Here is a 17,072-nt window from a genome sequence, read left to right on the forward strand (position 1 = left end):
ATAGTCCTAATCGTGGTATTGTTGCCTGAATTGCAGCGGAGTTAACCCTGTTACCTTTTTAAAAAGCTTCCCAAAATACACAGGTTCTTCATAACCTAGTTGATAACCGATTTCCTTCACCGTCAGTTTGGTAAAACAAAGTAATCGTTTAGCTTCAAGCATACAATATTGCTGAATATAAATCGATACCGAATCACCAGTTGTATGCTTAATAGTATCGTATAAATGCGCAACTGAGATATGCAGTTCAGCAGCATAAAGAGCCGGCTGTTTCCAATCCTTATAATGTAGTTTAAGCAAATGCATAAAGGACTGTTCAATTATAGCTGCCCGGTTAGCTTTTGTTTTGCCAGCCAGATGGATTGTTGCAATTTCACCCGCAATTAAGCCGAGCAGCGCGTCCAATATCGAATGAATGGCTCGTACAGTGTATAGATTATCTCCGGATGCGTGCAATTTTTCAATCTGCGCTGTTAAATTAACCGCATGCTCATAAAAATCAGATTGCTTATCTAATGATACGGGCAGACGAAAACCTTTTTCCAGGATAGGCTGAAATTCTTTGTCCATTAATGCCGGGTCTATGCTAAGCACCCAGCCTGCTGGCTTACTGGCAGAAATAATATGGTGAATCTGGCCGGGAAAGATAAGCAGCATAGCCGGTGCTATGATTGTATGGTTCTCAAAGTCGATGTTAATCACAAATTGACCGCCTGTAGCGATCATCAGCAGATAATGATCATCACGATGTGGCTTAGAATGATCATGTTCAGCAACATGACTATTATCCGCCATATTCTTGATCAGGATACCAGCTTTTGCCAGAGGCGATAGAGGAAACTTTATAATATCAATTTGCTGACCTTTCACGTATTAACTTTTATAATCAATTCTACACAATTATTTGTAATAATAACTCATCCACCCTCAATCAACAATATTTCAGTACAAATAAGCTTTACCTTAGCTTATATTTCACAAATACGCAAGGGCAATGGAATCATTAATCTCCCTGTTCACCGAAAAGCTAGGCTTAGATAAGAAGCATTTCGACACATTTTATGGCGAATTACAGCTCAAAACTATTAAGAAAAAGGAATATCTGATTCGCGAAGGTGCTGTCTGTAAATTTATTGGATTTGTAGAATCAGGGACCCTCAGATCCTATGTTCAGAATGCAAAAGAAGAATTTAATAACGATTTTTATCTTGATCATGACCTGGTGAGCGCCTATACAAGCTTTCTGACACAGATGCCTACTAATTGCAATATACAAGCCTTAACAAATAGCACCATCTATACAATCAGTTATGAAAAGCTCAATGCCTTAATTGCGAATGACAGTGCCTTTCTTAAGCTCAGTAAACATATTTCTGATACCTATTTCATCAGGAAATGTAAAAGGGAAACTTCCTTTTTAAAACATTCAGCTCTGGAAAGGTTTGAAAACCTTTCTTCTATTTATCCGGGAATAGAGCAGCGTGTTTCCCAATACCACATTGCTTCTTATCTGGGCATCGAACCCGAATCGCTAAGCAGACTCAAACTCTTAACCTACATCAATAAATAGACCTGGCCTTGTCAATAGCTTTGTACCTCATTAATTTATTAAAATCAAGAGGTATGCCATTCATCAATTTACAAGTAAGCGGTAAGGAAAATCCAGTTCTGGCAAAAGAACTCGCAAAATGCATCAGTCAACTGACCAAAGATGTTTTAAACAAGAGATCAGAAGTCACAGTAGTCAATGTTTCCTTTATTTCGGATGAGCTCTGGTTTGTTAATTCAGAATCACTTGCCGAATTAAAAACAAAAAGTTTCCATCTCCATATTAAGATTTCTGATTCTACCAATCTAAAAATTGATAAAGCCAGCTATATTGAAGCTGTCCATCACTCATTAACAGCTATTCTTGGTGATATCCATCCGGTAAGCTATACTGCTATTCAGGAGATGAAAGCAGATGCCTATGGTTATGAAGGTTTAACTATAGAATACAAGTATATAAATAATCAAAAAACAAAACCTCTTAGCTAACAGAAAATGAGACAATTAAAACTGCTATTCCTGTTTTTACTGGCGGCTCAGCATTTATATGCACAACAAAAAACAGACGATAAAGCAGCGATCAATAACATTATAAATCAGTACAGTAAAAGTGTCATTGAAAAGGATTCTGTTACATTTTATAGTTTGTTCAATGACGGCAATGTTACCTGGTGTGCTGCTGTTAAAGATAGCTCACAGGCTAGAGAAGTAGCGAAAAAAGATAAAAAAGCAGTAGGAAGCAGTTATTTTTCAGGAAGCTATAAAGGCTTTTTAAAATCCCTGTTCCATTATAAATCTACAGAAGACAAATTTGATAATATCAAAATCATTGAAGATGGAACTGTAGCCTCAGTAACTATGGATTATAGTTTCTGGGCAAATGATAAAATGACTAATTGGGGCGGTAAATATCTGAGCCTGATCAAAAGAGATGGAAAGTGGAAGATCACAAGTGTGATTTATTCATTAGAACTCACTGCTTACTTTAAGCAGCCCAGTCTTGAAGAAAGACAAAAGCAAAAGATTTGAGTAGTAAAAAACATAAAAATGAGATTTGAGATTAGACTCAAATCTCATTCGCAGTGAAAGATCTAAAGTCCAGAAACCTTTAAACCATCACGCAAATCATTTGTTTTCAAATACCTGATTAATGCTTCCGGATGGTCGGTTTGCACGCCCTGAACTCCTTTATCCATTGCCGCTTTCCATTTTACCGGATCTTCATCAGCCATTTGCACATCTAAAAACACAGACAACCCGCTTTCCTTCAATGCGGCAACAAGTGTCGGATCTGAAATATTATCCGTTGCTTCCAATGGCATTTTATCGAGAAAAGTGATCATTTCTTCTTTCTTGATCAGCTTAGGCAAACCAGACATCAGCGGCATTTGCGGAGCCACTACCCTCCATAAAGTATATTGCTCGGCTTTATTGAGATAAACCAGCACTTGCTTTTCCATTCCTGCAGCCTTAATTTCTTTGTAAGCCTGTGCTACATCAGCTTCCTTAAAATCCAGGTAAATATTGATCCGGTTCTTGCAAACTTTTAAAGCTTCCCTAAAAGAAGGTATGCTATATAAATGACCATCTTTAGCATTCAAAGTCAGCTTCGCCACCTCGTCCAGGCTCAAATCCTGAATCCGGCCTTTGCCACTAGTCGTATGGTCTACAGTTTCATTGTGAATTAAAACCAGATGACCATCACGGGTTGTACGCAGGTCTATTTCCACATAATCAGCACCAAGCTCAATAGCTTCCTCAATTGCAGCTATGCTATTTTCAGGTTTGACCAGATGACTTCCACGATGCGCAATTACAATAAAGCCATTTTTACATTTGGGAAGCGGAGCTACCGCCCGCTGCCCAAATGTGATCAAAGCAAAACAGCTGAATACAAGTACTAGTAAGTTTGTTTTACAATTCATCATTTAATAATTATTGCTTTGCAGCAGGGTTCATATCTGTAAATTCCGCCGCATGATCTCTACTTGATTTTTTCAGAGAAAAAGCATCAAATAATTCTCCGGTGGTTTTGTACGCTTCAAACTTCAGGTTTTCGCCGTCTACATGAATCACCTGGAACAACTGCGTATTTTCCAGAGAAATATTCATCCATTTAGCGCCATCCACTTTATACATTTTAGGACCTGCAACAGAAACCAGGTACACAGGCCCGCTCGCTTCCCTGCCCGATAATCCCCGTGGTAAATTCTGTCCACGGCTATAAGTATGGTCATGTCCCTGCAAAACCAGGTCTATATGATATTTATCAAATAAAGGTTTAAACCGCTCTCTGAAGTCTTTATTGTCCCTGCTTTTAGCGGTAGAAAAGATAGGATGGTGAAAAGTGATCACCGTCCATAATTTCGTATTTTCCTCTAAAACTTTCTCCAGCCATTCATACTCAGCCTTTGCAGAAGCCTCATCCAGGATAATCATTTGAGAATCCAATGAAATGACACGTACGTTCTGATAATCGATGTAATAAACAGACTCCTCTAAACCTTTCGGGCCATTTCCAGGCAAAGTATACTGTACACCCCAATGCGGGTCTAAAATCAGCTTCCTTTTCTCATCACGAACATACTCATGGTTTCCTGGTGAAGGCATACTCGGAATCATACCGTTGATAAAACCACCACCATAGTGCCATTCACCCCATTCCTTGTCATTGTTTGACCTGTTGATCAAGTCACCAGTATGGATAATAAAACGTGCGTCAGGTTCATGAGCAAATGCCTTACGGATTACACGCGACCACTTCGACCGGATATCATTCTGTGCATCCCCCAGATAAATGAAAGAAAAAGGCTTATTCTGATCAGCAGATGCAGTAGTAAATTGAAACCACTCACTCCAATACTCACCAGCACCTACGCGGTAAGCATATACCGTTCCTGGTTTCAGGTTGTTAAAAGTAACACTGTGATACTTCGCTGTCGCATAGTTCTGACCACCAGACAATAAACGGGAGGCTGCGTCATAAGCTGTAATCGCTTCTTCCAATGCAGGGCTGGAATCTTCGGCTTTAATTTGTGCTTTAGCCCCTGTAATTGTAGTATCCGTACGCCAGGTTACTGTCTGACTCACAGCAGTATTGCCTTTCCAGGTTAAGATTACGCGGTCTGGAAAAGGTTTTGGACTAAAGTCCTGAGCTTGAATATTTGTAAAGGCTGCAATAACAAGCAGTGCAGCAGTATATATAGATTTGTTCATTTGATAAATTTTAAATTATTTCAGGTACCACATTAGCGTGGATTCTTTGTCAGGGCCGAAAGCAGCGATAGCCTTCTGGTAATTCACCTTGTTTTTAGCACTTTCAGAATCTGGAAAAATATAACGTTTTGGAATCCCCCTACCCGCAGCCAAGGGCCCGGTAATAAAAGCAGGGTAACCAGTCCGGCGTTGATCAAACCAGCCTTCTGATCCTTTAAACAGCATCGCTATCCATTTCTGAGTGATCAATTGTTCTAATGTACCATCATATTTAACCAAAGCCTGGTCAAAGTAATTTGCGGGAGCCGTAAGTCCATAGCTTTTCATAGACTCCTTGATTCCCTTATAATACATGGATTCAGCAGTTTCTCCAGGTACCGTGAGTTTGCCTTTCTGGATCGCTTCTGCCAGGATAAAACATTGCTCAGTGTAGGTGATCAGACTGGCATTCAGTAAAGGATTGGAAGAACCGCCATTTTTTCTAAAGAAACCAGAAGAGAAAACAGAAACATGATCCTCTCCCCCATTGTAGGCAGCGGGCGCGTCAATCGCATTAGGTACGCCGACATATTTATTAAGATCTACAGTTGAACCTGTTGTACTTTTAACCGGTTCCACCCAAAGACCTAAACGCGGGTCATTTCTTTGGACAAGCCTGTCTACCAGATCTTTACTTACCTTTGTCTTTTGATAATCAAAATCAATCATCGCCAGTGGTCCTCCAGGCCAGCTATATGCAGCTAAATTACCCAGATAAGCAACTGCTGCATTGTCAGCACTACTTTCAAAAACAGGACAGGTAGTCTTGTCATTAACAATGGTCTGCATTTCAGTAAATGCGGCACCATATACTTTAGAAATCCGCAATAACATCCTTAAACGCAATGTGTTGGCAAATTTACGCCATTGCAATGCCTTGCCGTTAAACAGCGCATCACCTTTAGCATTAATCTCTCCGGTACTCCCTTTCAGAAGTTCGTTAGCCTCCTGCAACTCTCTCAATAAATCAGGATAAATAACTTGCTGCTGATCATATTCAGGATAAATGAGGTTACTTTCCTTCGATTTCAATGCCTGGGAATAAGGAATATCTCCATACAAGTCGGTCAGGTAAGCGAAATTAAAAGCTTTCATAATTTTACTGATCGCAACATACTGGTTCTCAGAACGGCTTTGCGCGGTTTCCAGCAAAGTTTTATTAACTGATAAACGGGCATATACATCGTCCCAGTCTACCGGCCCCCAGTCAAACAGGTCATAACCAGTATTACGAACCAGCGTAAGATACCTTGCCACTGAAGCAGGTCTTCTGCCTACTGCATTTTCCTGGTAAGCATAAGCTGTAGACAAGATGACCTCAGACATCAGGAACTCTGTGTTGGTCGTTTCCGGAGAATTTGGATTGGTATTGATTTTGTCAAAATCTTTAGTGCAGGCACTCAGTATGGTCATGAACAATACCAGGATAGTTTTATATCTGAATTTCATTTGGGTACGGATTAAAAATTACAACTTAGTTTACAGCCAAAAGAGCGTGTTCCAGGTAAGGTCCAATGGCCAACACCCAGCTTAAATCCTTCAGTTACACTCATCGTGGTTTCAGGATCGTATCCCAGGCCATTAGCAGTCCAGGTATACAAATTCCTGCCGATCAGTGAAATCGAAAGATTGCTTATTGGCAATTTGCCCAACACGTTTTTACTAAATACATAAGTTATAGAAGCTTCCCTGAGTTTCAGGAAGGAAGCAGAATAGGTTAAGCGTTCATAATACTTATTATAAGTGTTATTGTAAAAATCAGATGCTGCAATAATGACCTTATTTTCATTGTAAGTACCATCTGCACCAGCTATATAACCAGGAATTATCATTCCGTCATTTCGCTTATTACCCTGCGAATCAACCCATGGCAAACCTCCGGTTTGTTCATCTCTGCCGGCAATGGTATTATCCGTTAAACCCGCATTGATGAGACTTTTAACTACATACGAGTAAAAATTGCCACCTTTTCGCCAGTCCAAAAGGAAATTAAGCGTCAGGTTTTTATAGCTGAACGTATTGTTAAAACCAATGGTAAAATCAGGATTATAGTTTCCAACTTTTATATATTCAGCATTATTACGAATATAGTGTCCTGTTTTATCCAGTAAAGCAGCTCCAGCGTACTGTCCACTGGGAACTTTAGTATAACTTGGTGTATAAAAATCTCCGATTTTAGTCCCTTCTTTTATCAAATAACGAATATTATCTCCATCCGCACTACCCATAGAATATTCCGGTAAACCTTCCATTAAAGAGATGACCTTATTTTCATTCTTGGTAAAGTTTGCATTGATTTCCCACTTCAATGCTCCCTGAACAGGAACAGCGGTCAAACCGATTTCCCATCCACTATTCTGAATGTTTCCAGCATTGATTAAACGGTTCGATGCACCTGAAGTAATGGTTGTCGGAATATTAATGATCTGGTTTCTTTTGTTGGTCTTATACCAGGTCACATCCAGGCCAAACCTGTTGTTCAAAAAGCGCAGGTCTGCACCGAACTCATAAGAAGTTGCGATTTCAGGTTTTAAGAAGTTGTTTTTCAGGTTAAACTCAATGGTCGCTCTTTTCACATCTCCCCAATCCTGGTTAAAAGGAATCGTATTGTAGAGCTGATAAGGATCAGTGTCACTTCCAACCTGTGCCCAGTTCGCCCTGATTTTAGCAAAGGATAAAAGGTCAGATTTGATCTTAAACACATCCGTTAAAACAGTACTTAATGAAACTGAAGGATAGAAGTAAGAATTATTTTGAGCAGGTAAGGTACTTGACCAGTCATTTCTGCCGGTTACATCGAGAAATACCATGTTCTTAAACGAAGCCTGCCCCATTCCATATAAACTGTTGATTCGTTTACGGGAATTATACTGCGCATTGGTAATCGTTCCTGCACGTGCGTTATTGATATTATAGATCCCTGGAATACTTAGACTTTCGGTACGCTGAGCAGTACTTCTGTTGGTCTGATCCATTTGGTTCCCACCAACCGACAAACCGAATGACCAGTCCTGATTCAGGGTTTTCTTATAACTAAGCAGGAAATCTGTATTCTGCTCTTTGAAGAAAGAATTATCTACACCATAACCTCCGAATTTAAATCGCTTCGCACTAAAAGGACGTTTGGTTTCATGTTCTTCATTGTATAAATCAAGCCCTGTACGTACCATTAAGCTCAAATCATTCGTGATATCGAATACCGCCTGTACATTTCCGGTTATACGATTTCTGTCATAACCATTGGTGTGTTCATAAGCCACAAAATATGGATTATCAGAATCATCCGGAGAAAATTGTTCTAAGTTCTCCCGGCCTGGTTTCCAGTAATTCTTCAAATCATTAATATTCATATTGGAAGGCATGGAATAAACCATTTGCGTCACACTTTCCCTATAAGCCGAAGGGCGGTTATCGCTTTTATTATTTACATAACCAATATTGGTACTGATCTTTACTTTAGGATGCAATACATAGGTTGCTGCCAGATTCAAGGTATTCCTGCTCAGATCTGTATGCGGCACAATCCCCTTATTGACCATATTGGTATAAGACAACCTGTAATTACCATCCGCATTTTTACCAGTGATGGCAATGTTATTGGTATAAGTAGAACCTGTATTGTAAAAATCTTTAGCGTTATTTGGGTGTGATACCCAGTCTGTAGGTATAGGTTTTCCACTTTGGGCATCAAGCGGGCTGTTCCATTGTAAATGCTTGGTTCCTGCATCCAGACGCGGGCCCCAGGCCGAGGTGGTGCTCACTGCCGGATCATCTGTATATTCTCCTGCACCAAACTGATTCTGGAAATGCGGAAACATCCAGGCCTGGTCAAACATCGCGTTCGAATTGAAGCTTACGCCTAAACCTTTTTTAGCCGATGAACCGCTCTTTGTGGTAATCAGTACAACCCCACTTCCTGCCCTGCTGCCATATAAAGCCGCAGCACTCGCCCCTTTTAAGATGGTAATGCTTTCAATATCATCAGGGCTGATATCAGCAACCGGGCTTCCATAATCTACAGAAGAACGCCCTACTTCGGAAGTAGCCCGCAGCGAATGTGCTACAGGAACACCATCCACTACAAAAAGCGGCTGGTTATCGGTCGCAATCGATGATTGCCCGCGAATAGTAATCATGGCGGTAGATCCCGGATCGGAACCCGTACTTACTACATTTACACCCGCTACCTTTCCGGCAATAGAATTCACCACATTAACTTCTTTGACCGTATTCACATCGCTACTTTTTAGCGTAGCAATAGAATAACCGAGCGCTTTTTCATTTCGCTTAATACCCAAAGCAGTAATCACTACTTCAGACAAACCTGTTTCATCCGGAACAAGGCTGATATTGACCGCTGTTTCTCCTCTAAGAACAAATTCTTTAGTTTGATAGCCCATCATTCTAAACAAAATAGTAGATGAAGACTCCCTTACATTTAAGCTGTAATCACCGTTCAGATTGGTCGTGGTGACATTATTACTCCCATTTTCCAGCACACTTACCCCCGGTACAGGCAAACCTTTTTCATCAGTAACCTTACCTTTAATCCGGACAGCTTTTTTGATAATAATCTGGTTGTTTTGGATGATGTAAGTTAACTGTCTTGGGATCAAAACGCGGTTAAGCAGGCTGCTCACCATTTCGTTTTCTGCTTTAACAGATTCAATCTGCTGGTTCAGGACTGCATCTGTATTGGTGTAAACAAAAGACAGCTTGGTTTTCTTTTCTATGCTTTTCAGCAATGCTGTTAAAGTGCCGTTTTTAAAATTGAAACTTATCCTGTTATTCAGCTCCTGCGCCTTTACAGGCGATGCTTGCGAAGCAAAGAACAAGACAGTAAGCATAAAATAAAGGAGAGTAAGGAAACGCATTACTTTAAAAATTAATTGATTAGTCACTGCGGACTTTTTCATAACTTTGTATGTTTTAATCATTGAATGGGTTAAAATAAAATTGAAATCATTAGCCGGAGCATGCGTCAACATGCTTCGGCTTTTTCTTTATAGCTGTCTAATTACATTTGCCTCCTTTTATATAAATTGTCTGTTTATTGATTGTGTAATGAATATCTAAAGTCATTTGAAGGGTTTGCAAAACTTCATTTAAGCTGATATTGTTAAATTTCGCGGTGAGTTTACATCCTTTAAAGGACTGGTCAGCAATAATTTTCACTGTGTATCTCCTTTCTAAAGTCTCAAAAACTTCTTTCACAGGTAACTGATCAAAAACCATTTTGCCTTCAGTCCAGCCCATAGCAGTCCGGGCATCTTCCACATTTTCCAATTGTAGTTTAGCAGAATTACTGACAGCCTTTTGATTTGGCAACAGGTGAATAGCTATAGACTGTGTTCCTGCTGAATCTCTTGAAACAGCTACTTTACCCGTTAGAACGGTTACTTCGGCTTGATGCCCTTGCCAGGCACGAATGTTAAAACTTGTGCCAAGCACACGCGTCCGGATGTTTAAACTATGCACTACAAATGGATGCTGCGGATCACGTTTTACTTTAAAGAATGCTTCTCCTTTAAGCATGACAGTTCTTAAATCGGCATGCCGCAGGTTTTTCGGATAGCTTATGCTACTACCGGAGTTTAACCAGATCTGCGTGCTGTCTGGCAACATCACATTAATAATCTTTCCGGAACTTGCAGACTTTGTGACCCATGCAATGCTGGTCTGCTGTAAAACTGGTTGGTGTACTTTATAGACTAAAGTGAACAATGCAGCTGCCGTAAAAATAGCGGCAACAGATAGCCAGAGTTTAAAGTTAATGACCTTTTGTGGGGCTTCCTGAAGTATAGAAGCTTGTATAACATTAAAACTTTCCTTCCATTCGTCATTCTCCGGCAGCGCTGCAGTATGCTTCCATAGCCATAAAGCCCGATCCAGTTCTTTCTGATGCCCGGGATCTTTACTCAGCCACTCTTGTATCTTTTTCTCTTCTTGTTCAATTTTCTGAACATTGCCGCCGGCATTCTCCTTTGCGGATAAATAATCCATTACAAATTTCCAGGTCTCTTGATCCATTCCTATGCTTTATAGAAACAAGACAAGAAACAAGGGATGCACTACGGGCCGCAAAACGTTAACATTGCGTTAAGAAATAGTTAAGGGTCTTTTTACCGGAATTCTGACTCGTTTTTCAGTATCCTCTCCTGCAAGAAAAGAAAGCCCCTGGCCAAATGGTCTTCCACTGTTCTGACTGAGATATCCAATAAAGCGGCGATTTCTTTATAGCTAAAACCGTCTATACGATATAGATAGAAAACCAAACGTCTGCGTTCTGGCATCTGATCAATTAACTTGTATAATATCCGGTTTCTATCCTTATCCAGGTAAAGCTGAGCAGGATCTGCTGTTTCATCCAGAATGTCAGGCAACTCCTCTTCCTCCAGGTGCAGAAAATTTAACCTGGAAACCTTATGGTAATTTGTTGAAGCATTTTTTACTGCCCGGAACAGGTATGCTTTTTCATTCGAGATCCGGGTTTTATTTTTCCAGATGGCGATAAATACATCATTCAGAATAAGTTGAGCTTCCTCTACATCCTTTACCAGGTAAATCGCATATTTCTTAAGCGTAGGATACATGCGCCGGTAAAGATCCTCGAATGCTTTTCCATCGAAGTTATTTACATGATCTCCGTTAAATCCGGCAGTATTGTTTTCGCCCATAAAATATGGAGCAAAATTAGAGCTGCCAAATGACAGACGTATTAACAAAATGTTAAATGAAGCAGCCAATCAAATTCAGCAGACAGGGGAAAAATTAAGCTCCTCCTGTGACTTTTGTCACCAATTATCAGATATCCGGGAACTTACCTTTGTTAAACAAACAATAAATCATTCAAACACCCTATCAGATGATAAATAATTCAGCACCTAAATACAGCAAAAGAAGTTCCTTCTTGCTGTTCATTACATTAACCACTTTTTCTGTAACCTTGCGGGCTCAAAACACCCCTACGATTTCTCAACCTGCTCAAATGGTAGATGCATTACACACAGTATTCGGCAAGCACCCAGCTGCTCGTGCCGTCCATGCGAAGGGAATCATTTTAACAGCAAAATTCACTCCTGCTCCGCAAGCACATCAACTCACTACTGCACCTCATTTGCAACAGAAAGCCGTACTTGTAACCCTGCGTTTTTCTGACTTCACAGGTATTCCAAATATTCCGGATACTGCAGGTGCCTCCAACCCGAGAGGAATGGCAGTAAAATTTCATTTACCTGATGGGTCTGCAACTGATATCGTTGCACATAGTTTTAATGGCTTTCCAGTAGCAACTACTGATGAATTCAGAGCGCTGTTACTTGCTATAGGATCCAGTGGTGCCAATGCCAGAAAGCCCACTAACCTGGATAAATTTCTAGGTACACATCCAATAGCGAAGACTTTTCTAATGACACAAAAACCGGCCTCTGTAAGTTATGGAACCTTATCTTATTACGGTGTGAATACTTTCAAGTTCACAAACAAAGAAGGAAAATCACGTTATGCCCGTTACCAGTTCATTCCCGAAGCTGGAGAACATTTTCTGACCAAAGAACAGCTTTCAGCTTCCGGACCTGATTATTTAAGCGCCGAAATCAGAAAAAGGGTAGCCTTGCATCCAGTTAAATTTAAGTTATATGCTCAACTAGCTGAAGCAGGGGACAAAATTGAAGATCCATCCATAGCATGGCCCGATTCCAGGAAAAAGGTATTATTGGGAACAATAGAAATCTATAAAGCAGCCGATAACACACCTGCAGAGGATAAAGAATTATCTTTCATTCCAAATCATTTACCTCATGGTATTTCAATCGCAGATCCAATGCTGGAAGACCGTTCAAAAGCATATCCAATTTCTGTTAAAGAAAGACAACAGTAAAATAGGTTTCACAACTTCTACCCAAAGGGTATTAATTGTGTGACGAGGATTGTCTGGTTGGAGGAAATATTTTAGATTTAAGGATTTAGCAATCTAAATCTATAAAAGACCTCTCCAGAACCAATCCATTATGAAAAGATCTAACCAGTTTTCATTCCTTATCCTGCTGCTCATTTTTATTCCTGTATTTTCATGGGGGCAAAATAAATCCTTATCCAAAGCAAAAGACCTTGCCAGCTTACAACAAAACTTTGTTGACCTGCGTTTTGGGATGTTTATCCATTATAATATCCCTACTTATATGGATGAAGACTGGCCAGATCCGGATGCCCCTGCTGCAATATTTAATCCTAAAAAACTAGATTGTGAACAATGGGCAAAAGCCGCAAAATCTGCGCACATGACTTATGGCTGTTTAACCACTAAACACCACAGTGGTTTCGCCATCTGGGATACAAAAACTACGGATTACAACGTCATGAATAGTCCGTTAAAAAGAGATGTGGTTAAAGAATACGTCAATGCTTTCAGGAAAAACGGTCTGAAAGTGATGTTATATTACTCAATTCTGGATACACATCATAAATTGAGACCAAACCTGATTACACCAGCGCATATCAAAATGGTAAAAGCACAATTAACAGAGCTGCTAACCAATTATGGTGAAATCGATGCCTTGATTATAGATGGATGGGATGCACCCTGGTCAAGAATATCTTATGATGATATTCCATTTGAAGAGATTTATACTTTGATTAAATCTATTCAGCCAAACTGTTTGGTAATGGATCTGAATGCGGCAAAATATCCTTCAGAAGCATTGTATTATACAGATATCAAATCATATGAACAGGGCGCAGGACAACATATCTCCAAAGAAACCAATAAATTACCTGCTCTTTCTTGTTTGCCATTACAGCAAAACTGGTTCTGGAAAAAATCTTTTCCAACAACCGCAGTAAAAGATCCGCTAAAAATGGTGAATGACAATATCATTCCCTTCAACAATGCCTATTGCAATTTTATCCTCAACGTAGCACCAAACCGTGATGGATTAATTGACGATAACGCATTAGCAGCACTAAAAGAAATAGGTAAAGCCTGGAAAAATGAAGGTGCTACACAGAAATTACCCGCAGCAGATGCACCAATAATTTCTCCTAACCTGGCCAAAAACCAACCTTCAGAAGGTAGCTGGAGCGATGATATGAATATTATGGATTTCGCGAATGATGATAACTTCAACACGTCCTGGAGGGTTAATCCAAGAGTTGAAAAACCGTGGTATGAGATTGAGTTTAAGAAAGAGAAAGCATTTAATACCATTGTGATTGCAGATAAAACTCCGGTAACCATCAAGAAATATAGATTGGAATATCGTTTGGACGGTGTATGGAAAACGTTATTCTCTGGAGAGAATGACCATAAAATAAAGATTCACCGGTTTAATACCGTTTATGGTGATAAAGTAAGGATTAAAATAGAAAGTACCGGTTCAACAGTTGAAATCGCCGAATTTGGGGTATTTAACGAAAGAAGATAACCAGATTAACTGCCCGATCGTACTCAAATCAGGTAAAGATTTGAGTACGATTAATGGGCAATCTGATCAATAGTCTCTTAACCCCTTTATATTCCGTACCTTTGCCATTTAAATGGATATTTGATATGAAAGACTATAGTGATATGATTAACAGCGACAAGAACTCTGGCAAGATTAAAGATCTTGAGGATGCATTGAATGGCGTTGAAGTAACTTACTCTCGTTGGCTGGTTAATCGTGAAAATATTCATACAGGTGAGAAACCAGATAGACTAGGAAATTATTTCCGTTATTTCTATGATGAGAACGGTATTCAATTTTATGTAAAAGACGCCCTTCCTATTGATATAAAGAACGCGTGCTGGTCTGCCTTCAGAGGTATCTTTGTGAATAAGCAATAATAAAATTATTGAACTGAATAGCTAAAATGGCAAAGGAGAAGATTTATCATCTCCGCCATTAGTTAAAATCAGCCTGTTTAATCTTGTTTGAATGACTTTAATGTCCCATCAGTATTAAACCGGATCGCATACCGTTCACGGCTTCCTTCAATATTCATTGGATACCAGTCAATTACATTATTTACAACAGTGATGTAGATATTTGTTAATGGCTTCACCCCATCAATCCCCGAAGCTTTTTCCCTATAGATTTTATTCACCTGAGCTACAGTAGCGAAGCTGACTTTATTCAGCGAAATCAGACCGTGCTGAATATCCTCCTGTAATGATAATTGCTTAGGCACAGGCGCAGACCATTTTCCATCTCTATAATCATAAACATCAACATACTCAGGGTTTTCCGGATGCTGCAACATAACGTTAATAGTGCCATTATCATAAAAACCAAGAAACAGATAGATAAAGATTTCCTTTCCTGCGTATTGAGGCAAATTCTTCAATGCAGCTTCTGCACTGAGTAATCTATCAGTATCATTTAAAAATCCGGTTTTCGTTCCTTCAGTGTGTTGTTCTTTATTTGTGACCGTATGATCTTTTCCCTGCTCCTTCTGATGGACTGAAGTCCCCTGAGAATTTAAGGTATCTTCAATGCTTTTTGAAACAGGTTTGCAGCTTAAAAATAAACTACCACAAATAATTGAGATAAATACTTTTTTCATAGTGTTTAGCTTTTTTCATTAATATCACTGGCAAAAGCAATACTTTCCGGATTCTGTCTAAGAAAAAAAATGTCAATATGCTCCTGCTGAGTACTATTCAGATCAAGCAAATTCACGACTTTTTCCAGCCCTTTATGATATTTATGCTGGTAATCATCAGTATATTCAAGTTCAAAATGGATTACTGGCTGTGCATTCATCAGTCTGCCGGTTTGACGGGCACTAACAATTTTTGCAGCTGCCCTTTTCCCTTTAAACCTGATCTGGTTCAGCTTATCCGGTTTTTTCTCTGTTATTCTAAAAACAATTTTTCCTAAAATATGATATAACAGCAATACCGTTGAACAAACTATCAGCGGATGTGCAAAACTCATAAAGCGCCAGCCCATACCAAAGCTTTCAGACTGATAAGCATAAATATAATAACCAATGATTAAAGCAAGCATGACCAGCCAACCTAGAATCCCAAGCAGGATAGCTTTTGTATTTATAGTCACCTTAGTACTGGCAAAAACGAAACACGGAATATGTTTCAATTCCTGATCAATAAGCAAAGCAACTTTTTTGCCTGCCGCAAAACGACGTTCGTACGGTCTGCTATCTGTAACCCTCACTTTACGCAGGACAATTTCTGTATCAGCCAGGTTATTTACGGATAAGTCCAGTTCATAAGTATCATATTTATCGCCCGTCTTTGAAACCTTGCTTACGCTTAGAATTTTAGCTTCCCGGCGTATTCCATTAACCAGCAGCTTTTCCAGGCGATGCTTTTTCACAAAAACGCTTAATACCCATTTTTGAAAGAATCCTGCCAGAAGGATTGCCCAGAATAGAACTGAAATAGCCAAAACACTTAGTGCTAACCACGGATCTTTGTCTTTAAGATCAGTTATATCATATTCACTATTGATCGTATAATACAAAATCATAGGAAATGGGATTGCAAAAAACAGCATATAAAGCATCCAGAATATAATAGCAGTACGTTTCATTTTTCTACTAATTAACAACGATTAATTAAAGCTAATAAATAATGATCTGCCTTTGAAATTTTCTTTTACAGCAAAACACCGCTTAGCTGAGCTGCCAAAAATCAATTGATCATGACCACCTTCTATTTTTTATCCAATAGAAAACAGATCCCAAAGCAAGCAATATCAACAAAGCGGGCAGCCATGAACTTAATTTTAAGGTTTCTTTTTCTTTAACAGTTTGTTCAGCTTCAATCCTGTTTGAATTTAAACTAAACTCATTTTTCCTGGAGAGTACCGTCAGGTCCTTTTGTATAACTGTTTCTTTATTAATTTTCAGCGGGATCACCTGCTCCTTGATCAAGGCTCTGGCCGAAAGTTTTTTCGTTACAGGATTTAAAATTAAACTGACCTCTGCAAGCGGGCTTTTAATAGCCATTACCCCATTCACCAGATCATCGTAATCAATATAAGTGTCTGTGGTAATTACTTGTCCGGGAATAATCAGTATAGTATCTGTTTTTTCTCTGATAGTGGTCAATGAATGATCAAGCGTTAAACTCACTGTATCTTTTTTAGTTTGCTGAGCAGTTTCCTGTTTGCTCTTTTCCGTTGCCCGAAATACGTGACGGGAACTTCCGCATCCCGATAAGATGAGAAGCAATGAGCAGATGAACAGGGAAATTGTTTTCGGGTGTATATTTTTCATAAGGATGGATTTGTTATTTAATTTGATAGCTTATGTTATAAGCTGAT

16 protein-coding genes are annotated in these 17,072 nt (G+C 39.3%); 6 read left to right on the forward strand and 10 right to left on the reverse strand.

Going from position 1 to position 17,072, the window contains the following annotated elements; translation table 11 throughout:
• Window positions 1–6: 6 nt before the first annotated feature.
• On the reverse strand, window positions 7–870 hold the full coding sequence (locus tag ABIB30_RS09295; protein WP_354301326.1) for a helix-turn-helix domain-containing protein: 864 nt from the start codon (window positions 868–870) through the stop codon (window positions 7–9).
• Window positions 871–994: 124 nt separating this feature from the next.
• Between ABIB30_RS09295 and ABIB30_RS09300 the strand changes: the two genes are divergently transcribed.
• From ABIB30_RS09300 to ABIB30_RS09310, 3 genes are read left to right on the forward strand one after another with little or no spacing between them, the layout of a single operon-like run.
• Window positions 995–1,570, forward strand: a complete 576-nt coding sequence (locus tag ABIB30_RS09300; protein ID WP_354301328.1) for a Crp/Fnr family transcriptional regulator — start codon at window positions 995–997, stop codon at window positions 1,568–1,570.
• A 53-nt stretch (window positions 1,571–1,623) separates the two neighbouring features.
• A complete protein-coding gene (locus tag ABIB30_RS09305) occupies window positions 1,624–2,037 on the forward strand; it encodes a tautomerase family protein (protein WP_354301330.1) in 414 nt (137 codons plus the stop codon).
• A gap of 6 nt (window positions 2,038–2,043) precedes the next feature.
• Entirely contained in the window at window positions 2,044–2,577 is a 534-nt protein-coding gene (locus ABIB30_RS09310; protein WP_354301332.1) for a hypothetical protein, read from the forward strand.
• A gap of 62 nt (window positions 2,578–2,639) precedes the next feature.
• Here the strand turns inward: ABIB30_RS09310 and ABIB30_RS09315 are convergent, their stop codons facing one another.
• From ABIB30_RS09315 to ABIB30_RS09340, 6 genes are all read right to left on the reverse strand, one after another.
• Window positions 2,640–3,476 carry a glycerophosphodiester phosphodiesterase family protein gene (locus ABIB30_RS09315; protein WP_354301334.1) on the reverse strand — a complete coding sequence of 279 codons (837 nt, stop codon included), beginning with the start codon at window positions 3,474–3,476 and terminating at the stop codon, window positions 2,640–2,642.
• Window positions 3,477–3,483: 7 nt separating this feature from the next.
• Window positions 3,484–4,764 (reverse strand): purple acid phosphatase family protein, encoded by a 1,281-nt coding sequence (locus ABIB30_RS09320; RefSeq protein WP_354301336.1) that lies wholly within the window; start codon window positions 4,762–4,764, stop codon window positions 3,484–3,486.
• Between the two features lie 15 nt (window positions 4,765–4,779).
• The gene (locus ABIB30_RS09325; protein ID WP_354301338.1) at window positions 4,780–6,252 is read right to left on the reverse strand and encodes a SusD/RagB family nutrient-binding outer membrane lipoprotein; all 1,473 of its coding nucleotides are present in this window, start codon (window positions 6,250–6,252) and stop codon (window positions 4,780–4,782) included.
• Between the two features lie 11 nt (window positions 6,253–6,263).
• Window positions 6,264–9,719: a SusC/RagA family TonB-linked outer membrane protein gene (locus ABIB30_RS09330; RefSeq protein WP_354301339.1), complete on the reverse strand. Its 3,456-nt coding sequence runs from the start codon at window positions 9,717–9,719 to the stop codon at window positions 6,264–6,266.
• Window positions 9,720–9,816: 97 nt separating this feature from the next.
• Window positions 9,817–10,833, reverse strand: coding sequence for a FecR family protein (locus tag ABIB30_RS09335; RefSeq protein ID WP_354301341.1), 1,017 nt, complete (start codon window positions 10,831–10,833; stop codon window positions 9,817–9,819).
• Window positions 10,834–10,925: 92 nt separating this feature from the next.
• Complete coding sequence (locus ABIB30_RS09340) at window positions 10,926–11,480, reverse strand: RNA polymerase sigma-70 factor (RefSeq protein WP_354301343.1); 555 nt, start codon at window positions 11,478–11,480, stop codon at window positions 10,926–10,928.
• A gap of 188 nt (window positions 11,481–11,668) precedes the next feature.
• Between ABIB30_RS09340 and ABIB30_RS09345 the strand changes: the two genes are divergently transcribed.
• The 3 genes from ABIB30_RS09345 (at window position 11,669) to ABIB30_RS09355 (ending at window position 14,626) form a co-directional block, all read left to right on the forward strand.
• Window positions 11,669–12,682, forward strand: coding sequence for a catalase family peroxidase (locus tag ABIB30_RS09345; RefSeq protein ID WP_354301345.1), 1,014 nt, complete (start codon window positions 11,669–11,671; stop codon window positions 12,680–12,682).
• A 130-nt stretch (window positions 12,683–12,812) separates the two neighbouring features.
• A complete protein-coding gene (locus ABIB30_RS09350; protein WP_354301346.1) occupies window positions 12,813–14,225 on the forward strand; it encodes an alpha-L-fucosidase in 1,413 nt (470 codons plus the stop codon).
• Between the two features lie 53 nt (window positions 14,226–14,278).
• The gene (locus ABIB30_RS09355) at window positions 14,279–14,626 is read left to right on the forward strand and encodes a hypothetical protein (protein WP_354301348.1); all 348 of its coding nucleotides are present in this window, start codon (window positions 14,279–14,281) and stop codon (window positions 14,624–14,626) included.
• A 77-nt stretch (window positions 14,627–14,703) separates the two neighbouring features.
• On the opposite strand, the gene ABIB30_RS09360 is transcribed toward ABIB30_RS09355, so the two are convergent.
• From ABIB30_RS09360 to ABIB30_RS09370, 3 genes are all read right to left on the reverse strand, one after another.
• Entirely contained in the window at window positions 14,704–15,345 is a 642-nt protein-coding gene (locus tag ABIB30_RS09360; RefSeq protein ID WP_354301350.1) for a hypothetical protein, read from the reverse strand.
• 5 nt (window positions 15,346–15,350) lie between these two features.
• Window positions 15,351–16,337 (reverse strand): hypothetical protein, encoded by a 987-nt coding sequence (locus ABIB30_RS09365; protein WP_354301352.1) that lies wholly within the window; start codon window positions 16,335–16,337, stop codon window positions 15,351–15,353.
• Between the two features lie 109 nt (window positions 16,338–16,446).
• Window positions 16,447–17,025, reverse strand: a complete 579-nt coding sequence (locus ABIB30_RS09370) for a hypothetical protein (protein ID WP_354301354.1) — start codon at window positions 17,023–17,025, stop codon at window positions 16,447–16,449.
• Window positions 17,026–17,072: the final 47 nt, after the last annotated feature.

Origin of the sequence: Pedobacter sp. UYP1, assembly GCF_040547305.1 — a bacterium.
Taxonomy (GTDB): domain Bacteria; phylum Bacteroidota; class Bacteroidia; order Sphingobacteriales; family Sphingobacteriaceae; genus Pedobacter.